Raw genomic sequence first — 12,767 nt, 5'->3', positions numbered from 1 at the left:
CGGGGCGAAAAGGATACTGGAATAGCGGCACCGATGCACCGCAAAGCCTTGGCCGTCTTTGCGGGGACCTTCACGCGCCGGGCAGTGCGGGGACGACCTCCAGGATCGCCCGGGCATTGCTCCATGAGGTGGCCAGACGGGCCGCCTCGGCCCGGGGCAACCAGCAGAATTCCAGATGCTCGGTCGGGTTCAGGCGGATCGGGACCGGGGCCGCCAGGGGCAGGCTGAACCGGTGCTCCAGGTTGTCCTCCGCGTCGGGGGCGTAGCGCGACCGCCAGGGAGGGACGATGGGGAAGCGGACCTGATGATGGTGATCCTTCAGCCCGTCCGCAGGCAAACCGGTTTCTTCCTCCAGCTCGCGGCAAGCGGCCTGGAGGGGCGTCTCCCCCCAGTCCAGGCTACCGGTGACGGACTGCCAGAAGTCATCGGGCCGACGGCGGCGCAGCATGAGTACCTGCCCGTCCCGGGCATGGACCACCACCAGCACCGATTCAGGGCGCTTGAATCCCGTCACGGCAATCACCCCGTCGCTCAGAAGGTATGGCTGGTACCGGCATAGACCCGGGTCTCGCCGGTGGTGAAGGCATAGCCATAATCCAGGCGCAGATGGGTCCGCACGAACCAGCGCAGGTTGACGCGCATGCCAAGGCCCGCACTGCCATGGATGTCCGAGAGATCGATATCGTCCCGCGCCCAGACACCGCCCAGGTCCATGAAGCCCACGCCGCGCAGTGCGGTATTGCCCATGACCGGTCGCAGATACTCCACGTTCAACAGCATGAATACGTCGCCTTCCCGGTAGTCCCGGGGATAGCCTCGCAGATTGCCGCCGCCTCCCAGGGCATAGGCCTCGTCACCGAAAGGCGTGCCGCTGGCAATGCCGAAACGGGCCTGATAATTCAAGTTGGCGGTCAGGGGGTCATCACGCAGGGGGCGATAGGCGCGATAGAACAGATCCAGACGCTGATGGGAGCGCCCGGCCCCGAGGACGTCGCTACCCCAGGAAAACCGCGCTCCATAGGCGACCCCCTCCCGTCTCACCCCTAGGTCGTTGACCTCGGAAAAGGTCAGACTGCCCGACCAGCTCACGTCCTCGCCGTCCCGGGGGATGGGCACGCCTTCCTCCCGGGCGCGATAGCGCCGGCTGTCCCAGCTAACGCCCAAACCCGCCCGCCAGCCGGCACTGGGGCCGCGGCGATCCAGCCAGCGACTGATGGAGAGCCCCACTTGGCGGGCATCTTCCCGATGCGCCCCGTATTCGCCGTCGTCGGACTCGGATTCCAGGGTGTACTGATCCTTGAGTGAAATACCCAGCCCCCAGGCGGTCCAGGGTAGCCGGGGAATGTCATAGTCCACGCTCAGGGTGCGGGACTCCTCTTCGGTGGTGTCATTACCGGCATCCTCCCACTCGGCCAGGATGCGCAATTCCTGATTGAGTCCCAACAGGTTGTCAAAACGCAGTTCGCCCCCAAAACGCAGATCCCCGTCGGAGGTCCGACTCAGTCGCGGCAGGGGGAAAAGATAGTACTTTTCCTCCAGCAGATAGGTCACCCGGACCTCGCCGCCCTCCTCCTCGGTCCGGGTCGTCACGGACTTGAACAGCCCCAGGTTCATGATGGCCTGACGGTCACGCTCCAGTTGACGGACATCCAGGACATCCCCGGCCCCGAGCACGATTTCCTGCAGCAGTACGGACTCCCTTGTGATGCGCCGGCCTTCAAAACGGATGTCGGAAATCACCATCCCCTGATGTGCGGCGGAAAGCACCGAAGCATCATCGGGTAACCCGGCCGCGCTGGCAGCACCCGAAAGCACGACCAGCAGGGCACAAAGCCCGGCCCCGATGCGCCGCCACATCTTGATCATTCAGTCCTGTCCTCATTTGCCCCCCATCGGTCACCCGCCACTGTCACGCCAGACCTCTCCCAGACGCCGGGCCATGAAAATGGCGACAACCGCCAACACTAGCACGAAGACCAGGGAACCATAGAAGCCCAGGTAGGGCTCCAGCAGACTCCACTTGGCGCCCAGGGCATAGCCGGTCAGTGCCAGTACCGTATTCCAGGCGAAGGTGCCCAGGAAGGTCAGACCCACGAAACGGGCCAGGGGCATGGGCAGCAGGCCGGCGGGGATGGACACCAGGCTGCGCACGGTGGGAATCAGGCGGCCGCCCGCCACGATCCAGGTACCGTGCCGACCATAGATCGCCAGCACCCCGTCCAGATCCGACTCCCGCACCAGCAGCCAGCGGCCGCGACGCCGCAACATGACGCGGACCCGGGCCTCACCCACCCGGCGCGCCACCAGGTAAATCAGCGTGGAGCCCAGGGTGCCACCCAGACTTCCCGCCAGCACCGCCCACCAGAGTCCCAGCATGCCCTCATGGGCCAGGAAGCCGGCGAAGGGCATGAGGGCTTCCGGGGCCAGCACAATCAGGAACAGACCCAGGGCCCAGTAGCCATAGGTCTGGATGGCATCACCCACCAGATCGGTCACATCCATGGCGCGGGCTCAGACACGGATCAGCGAATGACCAGGGTCTTGGCGTTCATGAAGGTGCGAATGCCGGGACGGGCCAGTTCCCGGCCAAAGCCGGAATCCTTGATGCCGCCGAAGGGCAGACGCGGATCGCTCTTCACCATGGCATTGACGAAGGCACTGCCGCAGGCCAGACCACGGGCAAACGCCTCCCCCCGGGCAACGTCACGGGTCCATACGCTGCCCCCCAGACCGAAACGGGTGTCGTTGGCCAGACGCAGGGCGTCGTCTTCGTCCTCCGCCCGCAGGATGCAGGCCACCGGCCCGAAGATCTCCTCGTCATAGGCCCGGGTACCGGGCACCACCCGATCCAGGATGGAGGGGGCATACCAGGCCCCCTTGCCCGGCAGCGGCTCACAGCCCATGACGGGGATCGCGCCTTCGGCAATGGAATCCCGCACCTGCTGGTGCAACTCATCACGCAGATCCGTTCTGGCCATGGGAGCGATGCCGGAGTCCTCCTTCATCGGATCTCCCGGACGAATCGCCGCCACCGCGTCCTTGAGCCGGGACAGGAAACCGTCCACCACCTGGGGCACCAGGATGAAACGCTTGGCGGCAATGCAACTCTGGCCCGCGTTGCGATAACGGGACACCACCGCCTGCTCCACCGCCCGGTCCAGGTCGGCGTCTTCCAGCACCACGAAGGGATCGGACCCGCCCAACTCCAGGACACAGGGCTTGAGCACGCCGCCGGCGACGGCGGCCACGGCCCGCCCGGCGGCCTCGCTGCCGGTCAGGGTGACGCCGTGGACGCGACGGTCCTCGATCACGCGGCCCACCTCATCCGAGGTGATCATCAGGGTCTGGAAGGCGCCCGCGGGGAATCCGGCGTCGCGAAAGACCTCTTCAATGGCCAGGGCGCAGCGGGGTACGTTGGAGGCATGCTTGAGCAACACCGTGTTGCCCGCCATCAGCGCCGGCGCGGCAAACCGGAACACCTGCCAGAAGGGGAAGTTCCAGGGCATCACGCCCAGAATGGTGCCCAGGGGCTGGAATACCACCCGGGCGTCGAGTTCACCGGCGGCCATGGGTTCATCAGCCAGAAATTCGGCGGCATGATCGGCATAGTAGTCGCAGACCAGGGCGCAGCGGTCGACCTCGGCCCGGGACTCGGTCACCAGCTTGCCCATTTCCTGGGTCATCATGACGGCAAAATGATCCCGGCGATGACGCAGCACATGGGCGGCCTGACGCACCAGTCCGGCACGCTGATCCATTGGGATCTCGCGCCACTCGGGGACGATGCGGGCGGCCTGACTCAAGGCCTTGTCAATGCGCGGCCGGTCCCAGGTCTCGAACACGTGCAGCACGGAACCGTTGGCGGGATTGACGGAACTCAGGGGCACTGGGGGAACTCCTTTGGATGCAGAGGGCGCATACAATAGTATATTCAGCCCTGGAACAGGAGCTTGTTTGCAGGATCAACGGGGCCTGTTCCGGGCATTCACGGGTTGGACATCGGCAAGGGGAATAGTGTCCCCGGCGGGTCCACCCCATGTCCGGCACGGGCACAATCCAGATCACAGCACTCGACGGCGCTTGCATGCATTCGTCATATAGGACAATTCGAACAATGAACATCCGGACGATATGTGTCCTGGGGGGCACCGGCTTCGTGGGTACCCACGTCGTGGCACGACTGGCCGGCGGCGGCCGCCAGGTCAAGGTCATCACCCGCCATGTCAGCCGTCACCGGCATCTCCTGGTGGTCCCCGGGGTACGACTGGTGGAGGCGGACTGCCACGACCCGCGGGTCCTGCGGCAGCATTTCAGCGACTGCGACGGGGTCATCAACCTGGTGGGCATCCTGAACGAACGGGGACGGGACGGCAGCGGCTTCCGTCATGCCCATGTGGATCTGGCCCGCAAGGTGATTGAATGCGCCCGGGAGGCCGGGGTGAAGCGCCTGCTGCACATGAGCGCCCTGAATGCGGACGCGGCCAGCGGCCCCAGCCACTATCTGCGCACCAAGGGCGAAGCGGAAAATATCGTCCATACCATGGCGGGCAACGTGCGGGTCACCAGCTTCCGGCCCTCGGTGATCTTCGGCCCCACGGACAGCTTCTTCAACCGTTTCGCCGGCCTGTTGCGGCTGAGTCCCGTCCTGCCCCTGGCCTGCCCCGACGCCCGCTTCGCGCCGGTCTACGTGGGTGACGTGGCACAGCACTTTGTCGATGCCCTGGAAGACCGTGGCACCTGGGGCCAGCGCATCGAGCTGTGCGGCCCCTCCGTCTACACCCTGAAGGAGCTGGTGAGCTATACCGCCCAGGTCATGGCCCGCCGCCGCCTGATCCTGGGCCTGTCGGAGGGTCTGTCCCTGTGGCAGGCCCGGATCATGGAATACGTCCCCGGCAAGCCCTTCAGCCTGGATAACTACCATTCCATGAGTCGGGACAGCGTCTGCCGCGGCGGCGGCGGCTGCCCCACCGCCATCGAGGCCATCGTCCCTGGTTACCTGGGTGATCGGGAACGCCATGCCCGGCTGCAGCGCCTGCGCAGCGGGCCGCGCTGACCATGGACATCTATCTGGTCGGCGGCGCGATCCGGGATGCCCTGTTGGGACTGCCGGTGCGGGAGCGGGACTGGGTGGTCGTGGGCGCCACGGTGGAGGAGATGCTGGCCGGGGGTTACCGGCAGGTGGGGCGGGATTTCCCCGTCTTCCTGCACCCGCGGACCCACGAAGAACATGCCCTGGCCCGTACCGAGCGCAAGACCGCCCCCGGTTACCGGGGATTCGAGGTCCATGCGGCGCCGGATGTCACCCTGGAAGAGGATCTTGAACGGCGGGATCTGACCATCAATGCCATGGCCCAGGATGACCAGGGCCGGCTCATCGACCCCTTCGGCGGTCAGGCGGACCTTCAGGCACGACGGCTACGCCATGTCTCCCCGGCCTTTGCCGAGGATCCGGTCCGTATCCTGCGGGTGGCCCGCTTCGCTGCCCGCCTCGGCCCCATGGGCTTTACCGTCGCGCCCGAGACCATGGATCTGATGCGCCGCATGGTGGCCGCCGGCGAGGTGGATGCCCTGGTGCCGGAACGGGTCTGGCAGGAGACGGAACGGGCACTGGCGGGCCCCGGCCCCTCCCGGTTCTTCCAGGTACTGCGGGAATGCGGCGCGCTGGCCGTGCTGTTCCCCGAACTGGAGCGTCTCTACGGCGTCCCCCAGCCCCCCCGACATCACCCGGAGGTGGATACCGGTGTCCATACCTTCATGGTGCTGGACCAGGCCGAGCGGCTGTCCGGGGACCCGGTGGTACGATTCGCCGCCCTCACCCATGACCTGGGCAAGGGCAACACCCCCCGAGACATCCTGCCCAGCCACCATGGCCATGAGCAACGGGGTGTGGTGCTGATCGACCAGCTCTGTGACCGCTACCGCATCCCCAACCGCTACCGGGAACTGGCCCGACTGGTGGCCGGCTATCACGGCCACATGCACCGGGTCTTCGAGCTGCGCCCGGACACCCTGGCCAAGACCCTGGAAGGACTGGACGCCTATCGTCGACCCGAGCGCGTGGAAGGGGTCCTGCTGGCCTGCGAGGCCGATTACCGGGGCCGGACCGGGTTCGAGGAACGGCCCTACCCTCAGGCCGACTATGTCCGCCGGGCCCATGCCCGCTGCCTGGACATCCAGGCCCGGGAACTGGTGGCCCAGGGCCTCAAGGGACAGGCCATCACCCAGGCGCTGCGCCGGTTGCGCATCGCGGCACTGACCGAACTCAAGCAGGCCCACGAGGCCCAGGCCGCCGGCGATCCCTGAATCGTCCGGGTCAGAGGCGGTGACTCAGATCCTGCAGGGCAAACCCCATCAGGGGCATCTCCACCCCCCGGCCCAGGGCCATGACCTGAAACCGTTCCCCCATCTCTCCCGGCAGGGTGAGCCTGCGCACCTGGGAGGCCAGCGTCAGTTGGGTCTTGAGATCCTCGGAGCAACGGGCCTGAAAGGCCGCCTCCAGTCCCGTGCCGAACAGAAACCAGGCCTGGCTGGTGTAGCCCAGCAAGGACAGATCCGCCGCGGCACCGGCCTCGGCCACCGCCGAGAAGTCCACGTTGGCGGTGATGTCCATCAACCCCGGCCACAGCAAGGGGTGCTCCAGCATGCGATGGCGGTAATGGGCGATCAGGGTGCCCTGACGGCGCTCGGCACTGTAATACTCCCGTCGGGGATAACCGTAGTCCACCAGCAGCAGCACCCCGGCCGCCATGGCCCCGGACACCGCCGCCAGCCAGGGGGCCAACCCCGGGTTGAATTCCGACAGATACCCCTCCCCCCAGGACTCGTCCACCCCCTGGTACAGTGACCTCACCTGCCGCGCCAGCCGGGCATCGGCGGGCCGGTCGGCCCATTCCAGACCCGAGGCCGACACCCTCACCCCACGGCGCAGCACCCCGTCCTTGCGCCAGACGAACAGCTCCACCGGCATGGCGTCGAGCACCTCGTTGGCCAGCATCACCCCCCGGAAGCCGGCGGGCTCGGGCATGGCATCCAGCCAGCGGACCCGGCTCGACAATGCCCGCGGCAAGGTGGACAGGGCGGCCTGCTGACGCTCCCGCAAATCCGGACTGGTCTCCAGGATCAGGTAACGGTCCGGCAGTGCGTCCATCCCCGCCAGGGTGTCCAGCACCTGGGCCGCCAACCGGCCGGTACCGGCCCCGAACTCCAGGATCTCCCCACCCCCCAGGGCGTCCAGTACCTGGGCGCACTGACGGGCCATGCAATCACCGAACAGGGGGGAGATCTCCGGCGCGGTGACAAAGTCCCCGGCCGCGCCCAGCTTGTGGCTGCCCGCCGCGTAATAACCCAGGCCGGGGGCGTACAGGGCCAGTTCCATGTAGCGATGAAAAGACAGCCAGTTCCCGGTGGCGCGACTCTCGTGCCGCATCCTCTGCAACAGGCGCTCACTCAGGGCCAGGGCCTCGGGCGCGGGTGAAGGCAGTCGGGAATCCTTGGTCAGCGGCATCGTCGAAGCTTTTGATAAAGTCGGACAGGAGGGTTAGGTTAACTTAACCCGACCACGAGAGGGGCCACACGGATACCGCGGCCGCCCCCTCATGGCGCCGGATCATCACACAGGCAAAAGGAAGCAGCGTGGAACAAGAGACACCGTCACTTCAAGGCAAAACCGTGCTCATCACCGGCGGCGCCCGGCGCATCGGCGCCTGCATGGCGCGCCGCCTGCACGCCCAGGGCATGAATCTGGTCATCCATTATCGGCGTTCCAGCGACGATGCCCTCGCCCTTCAAAAGGCGCTGGAAGCCCGGCGGCCGAACTCCGTGAGACTGGTGGGGGGAGAATTGCTGGAACCGGGCGCACCGGAGCGACTGGCCCGGGAGGCGGTTGCGGCCTTCGGTGGCCTGGACGTGCTGATCAACAATGCCTCCACCTTCTACCCCACCCCGCTGGGCGGCATCACCGAGGCCCAGTGGGACGATCTCATGGGTACCAACCTGAAGGCCCCCCTGTTCCTGTCCCAGGCCCTGGCGCCGGCCCTGACGGAGCGGGGCGGCTGCATCATCAACATCGTCGACATCCATGCCCTGCGCCCGCTCAAGGACTATCCGGTGTACTGCGCAGCCAAGGCCGGACTCTGGCTGCTCACCCAGTCGCTGGCGCGGGAACTGGGACCCCGGGTTCGGGTGAACGGGATTGCACCGGGAGCGATCCTGTGGCCCGAGGCGGAGGAAAACGCGGCCAGCCATGAGGAGATGATCCAGCGCACCGCCCTCAAGCGGGAAGGCGGCCCGGACGACATCGCCCGCACCGCCCTGTTCCTGATCCGTGACGCGGATTACATCACCGGGCAGGTGATCGCGGTGGACGGCGGACGCACCACGGCGCAATAGGTCGCCGGTGGGTGGCGGCTACCAGGGAAAATCCACCGGCCTTAGCCACTGATCGGGATCATCGAACCCGGCCCAGAGCACCGCCATGGTCTGCTTCAATACCGGGTGCTCCAGATCAGGGGCCAGGTCCGCCAGCGGTCTGAGCACGAAGGCATGGCGGGTGATTTCCCGCCGGGGCAGGTGCAGACGCCCGGATTCCAGAATGCAGTCCCCCAGCAGCAGAAGATCCAGATCCAGGGTGCGGTCCGAATAGGGATCTCCGCCCCGCTGACGACCATACCGGTCCTCGATGGCCTTGAAGCAGGCCACCAGCGAGGCCGGTGGCAATGGGGTATCCACCGCCGCCGCCAGGTTATAGAACGCACGCCCGGCAAACCCGACGGACCCCGTCTCGTACACCGGAGAAACGTCCACCGGGCCGAAGGCGGTCCTGAGTTCATCCACCGCGGCCCTGACATGGCGCTCTCGATCCACATTGGTACCGATACTGATGTAAGCCCGACGCCGCATCAGTTCCGCGCACCCCGCTCGATGGTGACGCCCACTTCCGAGGCCCCCCGCACCGCCCCGGGCTTGCCCAGGGTGAGCCGGAGCCAGGGCACGGAAAATTCCCTCATGATCATCCCGGCGATATCCTCGGCCATGGCCTCCACCAGCCGGCGTTGATTGCCTTCCACCAGTTCGATCACCCGCTTGGCCACTTCCTTATAATTCAGCACATCCTCGATGTGGTCACTGTGCGCGCCCTTGCGGATATCGCAGCCCAGTTCCAGGTCCAGACGCACGGTCTGCTGGATGCTTTGTTCCCAGTCGAAGATGCCGACCGTGGTTTTGACCCTGAGGTCGCGAATGTAGACGATATCCATGGGAGGCGACTATAAAGGCATGCCGGGGCACAGGGAAGGGACCCGCCTTCAGGCTTGAGACTTCCCCCCCCTTCTGCTATCGTTCCCGGCTTTATTCAAATCAGCCTGGTTTTTCCGGAGAATATCCAATGGCCCGAGTCTGTCAAATTACGGGTAAGCGTCCAGTGTCTGGGTTCAACGTATCCCACGCCCACAACAAGACCAAGCGTCGCTTCCTTCCCAATCTGCATGAACACCGCTTCTGGGTCGAGAGCGAAAATCGCTTCGTCAAGCTCCGGACCAGCAGCAAGGGCATGCGCATCATTGACAAGAAGGGGATCGATGCGGTCCTCGCCGAGCTGCGCGCCCGCGGCGAAAAGGTCTAAGGAGACGCAACCATGGCAAAAGGTGTTCGCGAAAAGATCCGCCTGGTGTCCAGCGCCGGAACCGGCCACTTCTACACCACCACCAAGAACAAGCGCAACATGCCCGACAAGATGGAGATCAAGAAGTTTGATCCCGTCGTGCGTCAGCATGTGATGTACAAGGAAGCCAAGATCAAGTAGTACCCGGCACGACCTGGCTGATGGCCTCGCCCCGGCGAGGTCCTGTGCACGAGGCCCGACATCCGGGCCTCGTGCATTTTCCTATTCTTCCGCCGGATGCTCGCCCAACCGCTCCACCGTCTCCCGGGCCCAGACCTGCATCACACGGCCCCAGCGATCCGCCGTGGCCGGATCCAGGTCCAGATGGGTGTAGCGCCCGCCGTCCCTGATCAGGACCCGCAACAGGGGCACGCCGGACTCGTGCAGCACCTGCCGCAGTTCGATCACCTCCCCCATGGGGGCCGGAATCTGTTCCAAGGCGACCTACCCCACGTTCACCGGGATACGACGCCCCACCCGGACCGAAAGACGCGGCAGCTCGATGCGCAGCACCCCATGCTCGTAGGAAGCCCTGGCCTGATCCGTTTCCACCGGGCCAGGCAGGGGAATGGCCCGTTCAAAACGGCCGTAGGCGCACTCGGCGATGTGGTAGCGCCCGTGGGTATGCTCCTTCTGCACGCTCTTCTCGCCGCGGATCACCAGATGGTCGTCGATCACCTGAATGTCGAAGGCGGCCTTTTCCATGCCCGGGGCCTCCAGGCGCACCACCACCTTGTCGTCGTCATCGAATACCTCGGCGGCCATGACCCCCCAGCCCACGCTGCGGGCCATGAGTTCATGCTCGTCCCGATCTTCGGCCTCCCCTCCCCGACTGCCGCGCTCCCCGACACTGAAGCGGGTAATGGCACCAGCGGCGCGACCGTAGAGCCGCTGCCACCCCTCCAGCAGACTGTCCCAGGCCTCACTCATACCCTGACGTAACTGACGCAGACTGGACATGTTCTTCTCCTCCTCGGTTGATTCGCCTTCTCCTCTGACGGGAGCAGGGCTTGTGGTGTCTTTTAGAACAGAATCACGACCGCTGCATCCATAACGGCACACGCCGAAACACATCCCGGGGCCGAAAATGGTAAAGTTCCCGGATGCCCTGCAAGTTGCCTGTTCCAGGGCCTCATGCGCACACCCGCCGGATCGTGTCGGACGGCGTCGACACGAGCACCCCGGGTATCCGCGCGGGCCTTTTCATGGAATTCATGATACGACGAAGCCGGATGATCCGATAACATAGCTCCATGGCGCAAAACCCCCTTTCCAGACCCCTGACCATTCGTTTCCAGCACGAAGCGCAAGTTCCGCCGCAGGATCCCTGCTGCCTTGCCCTGATCCGCTTCGGCCGGGAAAACCGCGCGGACCCCGCACGCCCCATGGAACTGACCGTGGCCCTACCCCCCCTGGTCGAGCCCGTACCACCGGAGCTGTGGCTGGCGGATGAACCGGTTGCCGCCGGTTTCGAGGACGGCGTGGGCTACAGCCGGACCGACAAGGTCCTGTTCGGGTGGATCCTGCTGAACGAAGCGGATTTCAACCACGACATGAACCAGGCCGCCGAGCATGCCTATGACCGCCTGCTGGCCTTTCACCGCGGCCGGGGCTTTCCCCACCTGCTGCGGATCTGGAACTACTTCCCGAACCTGCACCAGGAAGCGGAAGGACTGGATCGCTACCAGGCCTTCTGCCTGGGACGGCACCGCGCCCTGGAACGGGTACCGCTGACGGAAGGGGAGTTGCCCGCGGCCACCGCCATCGGCACCACGGCACCGGGCCTGCTGGTCTATTTCCTGGCGGGGCGCGAGCCAGGGGTACAGATCGAGAACCCTCGCCAGGTGAGCGCCTTCCATTACCCGCGCCGCTACGGGCCCAAAAGCCCCTCCTTCTCTCGCGCCACCCTCAAGCGCTGGCCCGACCGGGCCCATCTTTACATCTCCGGCACCGCCAGCATCGTCGGTCACGAGACCCTGCACACGGATGTCCTCACCCAGCTGGACGAGATCATCGAAAACCTGCGCGCGCTGATCCGCTCGGCCGGCGAGGACATCAGCAACCGGGTCGGCGACCCGGGCGACCTGTCCATGCTCAAGGTCTACGTCCGCCACGCGGAAGATACCGCTGCCGTCAAGGCCCGCCTGGAGGCGACCCTGGGCGATCAGGCGCCGGCCGTCTACCTGCGCGGCGACATTTGCCGGGATGACCTGCTGGTGGAGATCGAAGGCCTGTATGCCTGAACTGCCGGAGGTGGAAACCACCCGGCGCGGGATCGAGCCCCACCTCACCGGTCGCCGGATCACCGGCGTGGTCGTGCGCCAGCCCCGCCTGCGCTGGCCGATACCGGATAGTCTCCCACGGCAGATCCTTGAGCGACGTATCCACGGCGTGGACCGACGCGGCAAGTACCTGCTGCTGGATTGCGGCGACATCACCCTGCTCGTGCACCTGGGCATGTCCGGCAGCCTTCGCATCGTCGAGAATGACAGCCCTCCCCGTCTCCATGACCATGTGGATCTGGCGCTGGACTCGGGCAAGACCCTGCGCCTCCATGACCCCCGTCGTTTCGGCGCGCTGCTCTGCTTCGATCCCCGGGAAGGTCCCCACCCCCTGCTGGCGGAACTGGGGCCGGAACCCCTGGGGGATCAGTTTGACGGCGACTACCTCCACCGGCAAACGCGCCGGCGTCGAACCGCCATCAAGAGCCTGATCATGGACAGCCATGTAGTGGTGGGGGTGGGCAACATCTATGCCTCCGAATCCCTGTTCCTGGCGGGCATCCGTCCCCGTCGGGCCGCGGGGCGGATCACCCGGGCCGAGGCCTTCAGACTGGTGGAGGCGATCCGTGCCGTGCTGACGGCATCCATTGAACAGGGAGGCACCACGCTCAGGGACTTCGTGCACGAGGACGGCAGCCACGGCTATTTCAGCCAGCAGTTGCGGGTCTATGGCCGGGCGGGGCTACCCTGCCTGCGTTGCGGCACGGCAATTCGGCAGGTGGTGGTGGGACAGCGATCGACGTTCTACTGCCCGCACTGTCAGGAGCGCTGAGCACGCCCCGGCGCCCGGGGAAGAAAAGGCAATGACAGGGCAAGGATGATGCGTG

At 65.8% G+C, this 12,767-nt stretch carries 16 protein-coding genes; 7 read left to right on the top strand and 9 right to left on the bottom strand.

All coding sequences use genetic code 11. The annotated features are described in order from the left end of the window. Positions 1-70 precede the first annotated feature (70 nt). The 4 genes from nudB to ECTPHS_RS02105 are packed head-to-tail and all read right to left on the bottom strand — an operon-like array spanning position 71 to position 3,887. Positions 71-514 (bottom strand): dihydroneopterin triphosphate diphosphatase, encoded by a 444-nt coding sequence (gene nudB / locus ECTPHS_RS02120; protein WP_371200050.1) that lies wholly within the window; start codon positions 512-514, stop codon positions 71-73. Between the two features lie 17 nt (positions 515-531). Continuing rightward, the gene (locus ECTPHS_RS02115; RefSeq protein WP_008931028.1) at positions 532-1,866 is read right to left on the bottom strand and encodes a BamA/TamA family outer membrane protein; all 1,335 of its coding nucleotides are present in this window, start codon (positions 1,864-1,866) and stop codon (positions 532-534) included. A 30-nt stretch (positions 1,867-1,896) separates the two neighbouring features. Then, positions 1,897-2,502, bottom strand: coding sequence for a DedA family protein (locus ECTPHS_RS02110; RefSeq protein ID WP_008931027.1), 606 nt, complete (start codon positions 2,500-2,502; stop codon positions 1,897-1,899). A 20-nt stretch (positions 2,503-2,522) separates the two neighbouring features. Further along, positions 2,523-3,887, bottom strand: a complete 1,365-nt coding sequence (locus ECTPHS_RS02105; protein ID WP_008931026.1) for an NAD-dependent succinate-semialdehyde dehydrogenase — start codon at positions 3,885-3,887, stop codon at positions 2,523-2,525. 227 nt (positions 3,888-4,114) lie between these two features. Here ECTPHS_RS02105 and ECTPHS_RS02100 point away from each other — a divergent pair, with 227 nt between their 5' ends. Both ECTPHS_RS02100 and ECTPHS_RS02095 read left to right on the top strand, forming a co-directional pair. Further along, the gene (locus ECTPHS_RS02100) at positions 4,115-5,053 is read left to right on the top strand and encodes a complex I NDUFA9 subunit family protein (RefSeq protein ID WP_008931025.1); all 939 of its coding nucleotides are present in this window, start codon (positions 4,115-4,117) and stop codon (positions 5,051-5,053) included. Positions 5,054-5,055: 2 nt separating this feature from the next. Then, entirely contained in the window at positions 5,056-6,303 is a 1,248-nt protein-coding gene (locus ECTPHS_RS02095) for a multifunctional CCA addition/repair protein (RefSeq protein ID WP_008931024.1), read from the top strand. Positions 6,304-6,313: 10 nt separating this feature from the next. Here the strand turns inward: ECTPHS_RS02095 and ECTPHS_RS02090 are convergent, their stop codons facing one another. Further along, positions 6,314-7,504, bottom strand: coding sequence for a class I SAM-dependent methyltransferase (locus tag ECTPHS_RS02090; RefSeq protein ID WP_008931023.1), 1,191 nt, complete (start codon positions 7,502-7,504; stop codon positions 6,314-6,316). A gap of 128 nt (positions 7,505-7,632) precedes the next feature. Here ECTPHS_RS02090 and ECTPHS_RS02085 point away from each other — a divergent pair, with 128 nt between their 5' ends. Next, positions 7,633-8,388 carry a pteridine reductase gene (locus ECTPHS_RS02085; protein ID WP_008931022.1) on the top strand — a complete coding sequence of 252 codons (756 nt, stop codon included), beginning with the start codon at positions 7,633-7,635 and terminating at the stop codon, positions 8,386-8,388. 18 nt (positions 8,389-8,406) lie between these two features. Here ECTPHS_RS02085 and folK read toward each other — a convergent pair whose 3' ends face one another. Then, positions 8,407-8,898 (bottom strand): 2-amino-4-hydroxy-6-hydroxymethyldihydropteridine diphosphokinase, encoded by a 492-nt coding sequence (gene folK / locus ECTPHS_RS02080; protein ID WP_008931021.1) that lies wholly within the window; start codon positions 8,896-8,898, stop codon positions 8,407-8,409. Next, entirely contained in the window at positions 8,898-9,254 is a 357-nt protein-coding gene (gene folB, locus ECTPHS_RS02075) for a dihydroneopterin aldolase (RefSeq protein WP_008931020.1), read from the bottom strand. The genes folK and folB overlap by 1 nt, the downstream gene beginning before the upstream one ends. A 128-nt stretch (positions 9,255-9,382) precedes the next feature. On the opposite strand from folB, the gene rpmB reads away from it, so the two are divergent. Together rpmB and rpmG are read left to right on the top strand one after the other, a co-directional pair. Then, positions 9,383-9,619, top strand: coding sequence for a 50S ribosomal protein L28 (rpmB, locus tag ECTPHS_RS02070; protein WP_008931019.1), 237 nt, complete (start codon positions 9,383-9,385; stop codon positions 9,617-9,619). Positions 9,620-9,631: 12 nt separating this feature from the next. Further along, positions 9,632-9,799, top strand: a complete 168-nt coding sequence (rpmG, locus tag ECTPHS_RS02065; RefSeq protein WP_008931018.1) for a 50S ribosomal protein L33 — start codon at positions 9,632-9,634, stop codon at positions 9,797-9,799. 81 nt (positions 9,800-9,880) lie between these two features. Here the strand turns inward: rpmG and ECTPHS_RS02060 are convergent, their stop codons facing one another. Beyond that, positions 9,881-10,096, bottom strand: a complete 216-nt coding sequence (locus ECTPHS_RS02060) for a hypothetical protein (protein ID WP_008931017.1) — start codon at positions 10,094-10,096, stop codon at positions 9,881-9,883. 6 nt (positions 10,097-10,102) lie between these two features. Then, a complete protein-coding gene (locus ECTPHS_RS02055) occupies positions 10,103-10,618 on the bottom strand; it encodes an Hsp20/alpha crystallin family protein (protein ID WP_008931016.1) in 516 nt (171 codons plus the stop codon). Positions 10,619-10,911: 293 nt separating this feature from the next. Here ECTPHS_RS02055 and ECTPHS_RS02050 point away from each other — a divergent pair, with 293 nt between their 5' ends. Both ECTPHS_RS02050 and mutM read left to right on the top strand, forming a co-directional pair. After that, positions 10,912-11,901 (top strand): hypothetical protein, encoded by a 990-nt coding sequence (locus tag ECTPHS_RS02050; protein WP_008931015.1) that lies wholly within the window; start codon positions 10,912-10,914, stop codon positions 11,899-11,901. Beyond that, on the top strand, positions 11,894-12,712 hold the full coding sequence (gene mutM / locus ECTPHS_RS02045) for a bifunctional DNA-formamidopyrimidine glycosylase/DNA-(apurinic or apyrimidinic site) lyase (RefSeq protein WP_008931014.1): 819 nt from the start codon (positions 11,894-11,896) through the stop codon (positions 12,710-12,712). Before ECTPHS_RS02050 ends, mutM begins: the two co-directional genes overlap by 8 nt. The last annotated feature ends 55 nt before the right edge of the window (positions 12,713-12,767 follow it).

Source organism: Ectothiorhodospira sp. PHS-1 (assembly GCF_000225005.1).
In the GTDB taxonomy this organism is placed as follows: Bacteria; Pseudomonadota; Gammaproteobacteria; order Ectothiorhodospirales; family Ectothiorhodospiraceae; genus Ectothiorhodospira.
Note: the sequence above shows the minus strand (reverse complement) of the source record. Positions and strands in the feature narration are given on the sequence as shown.

Excerpts from the sequence above, each read along its gene's own strand:
- ECTPHS_RS02115 (WP_008931028.1), bottom strand. The coding sequence starts at position 1,866 with ATGATCAAGATGTGGCGGCGCATCGGGGCCGGGCTTTGTGCCCTGCTG.
- ECTPHS_RS02110 (WP_008931027.1), bottom strand. The coding sequence starts at position 2,502 with ATGGATGTGACCGATCTGGTGGGTGATGCCATCCAGACCTATGGCTAC.
- ECTPHS_RS02100 (WP_008931025.1), top strand. The coding sequence starts at position 4,115 with ATGAACATCCGGACGATATGTGTCCTGGGGGGCACCGGCTTCGTGGGT.
- ECTPHS_RS02095 (WP_008931024.1), top strand. The coding sequence starts at position 5,056 with ATGGACATCTATCTGGTCGGCGGCGCGATCCGGGATGCCCTGTTGGGA.
- ECTPHS_RS02090 (WP_008931023.1), bottom strand. The coding sequence starts at position 7,504 with ATGCCGCTGACCAAGGATTCCCGACTGCCTTCACCCGCGCCCGAGGCC.
- folK (WP_008931021.1), bottom strand. The coding sequence starts at position 8,898 with ATGCGGCGTCGGGCTTACATCAGTATCGGTACCAATGTGGATCGAGAG.
- folB (WP_008931020.1), bottom strand. The coding sequence starts at position 9,254 with ATGGATATCGTCTACATTCGCGACCTCAGGGTCAAAACCACGGTCGGC.
- rpmB (WP_008931019.1), top strand. The coding sequence starts at position 9,383 with ATGGCCCGAGTCTGTCAAATTACGGGTAAGCGTCCAGTGTCTGGGTTC.
- rpmG (WP_008931018.1), top strand. The coding sequence starts at position 9,632 with ATGGCAAAAGGTGTTCGCGAAAAGATCCGCCTGGTGTCCAGCGCCGGA.
- ECTPHS_RS02055 (WP_008931016.1), bottom strand. The coding sequence starts at position 10,618 with ATGTCCAGTCTGCGTCAGTTACGTCAGGGTATGAGTGAGGCCTGGGAC.
- ECTPHS_RS02050 (WP_008931015.1), top strand. The coding sequence starts at position 10,912 with ATGGCGCAAAACCCCCTTTCCAGACCCCTGACCATTCGTTTCCAGCAC.
- mutM (WP_008931014.1), top strand. The coding sequence starts at position 11,894 with ATGCCTGAACTGCCGGAGGTGGAAACCACCCGGCGCGGGATCGAGCCC.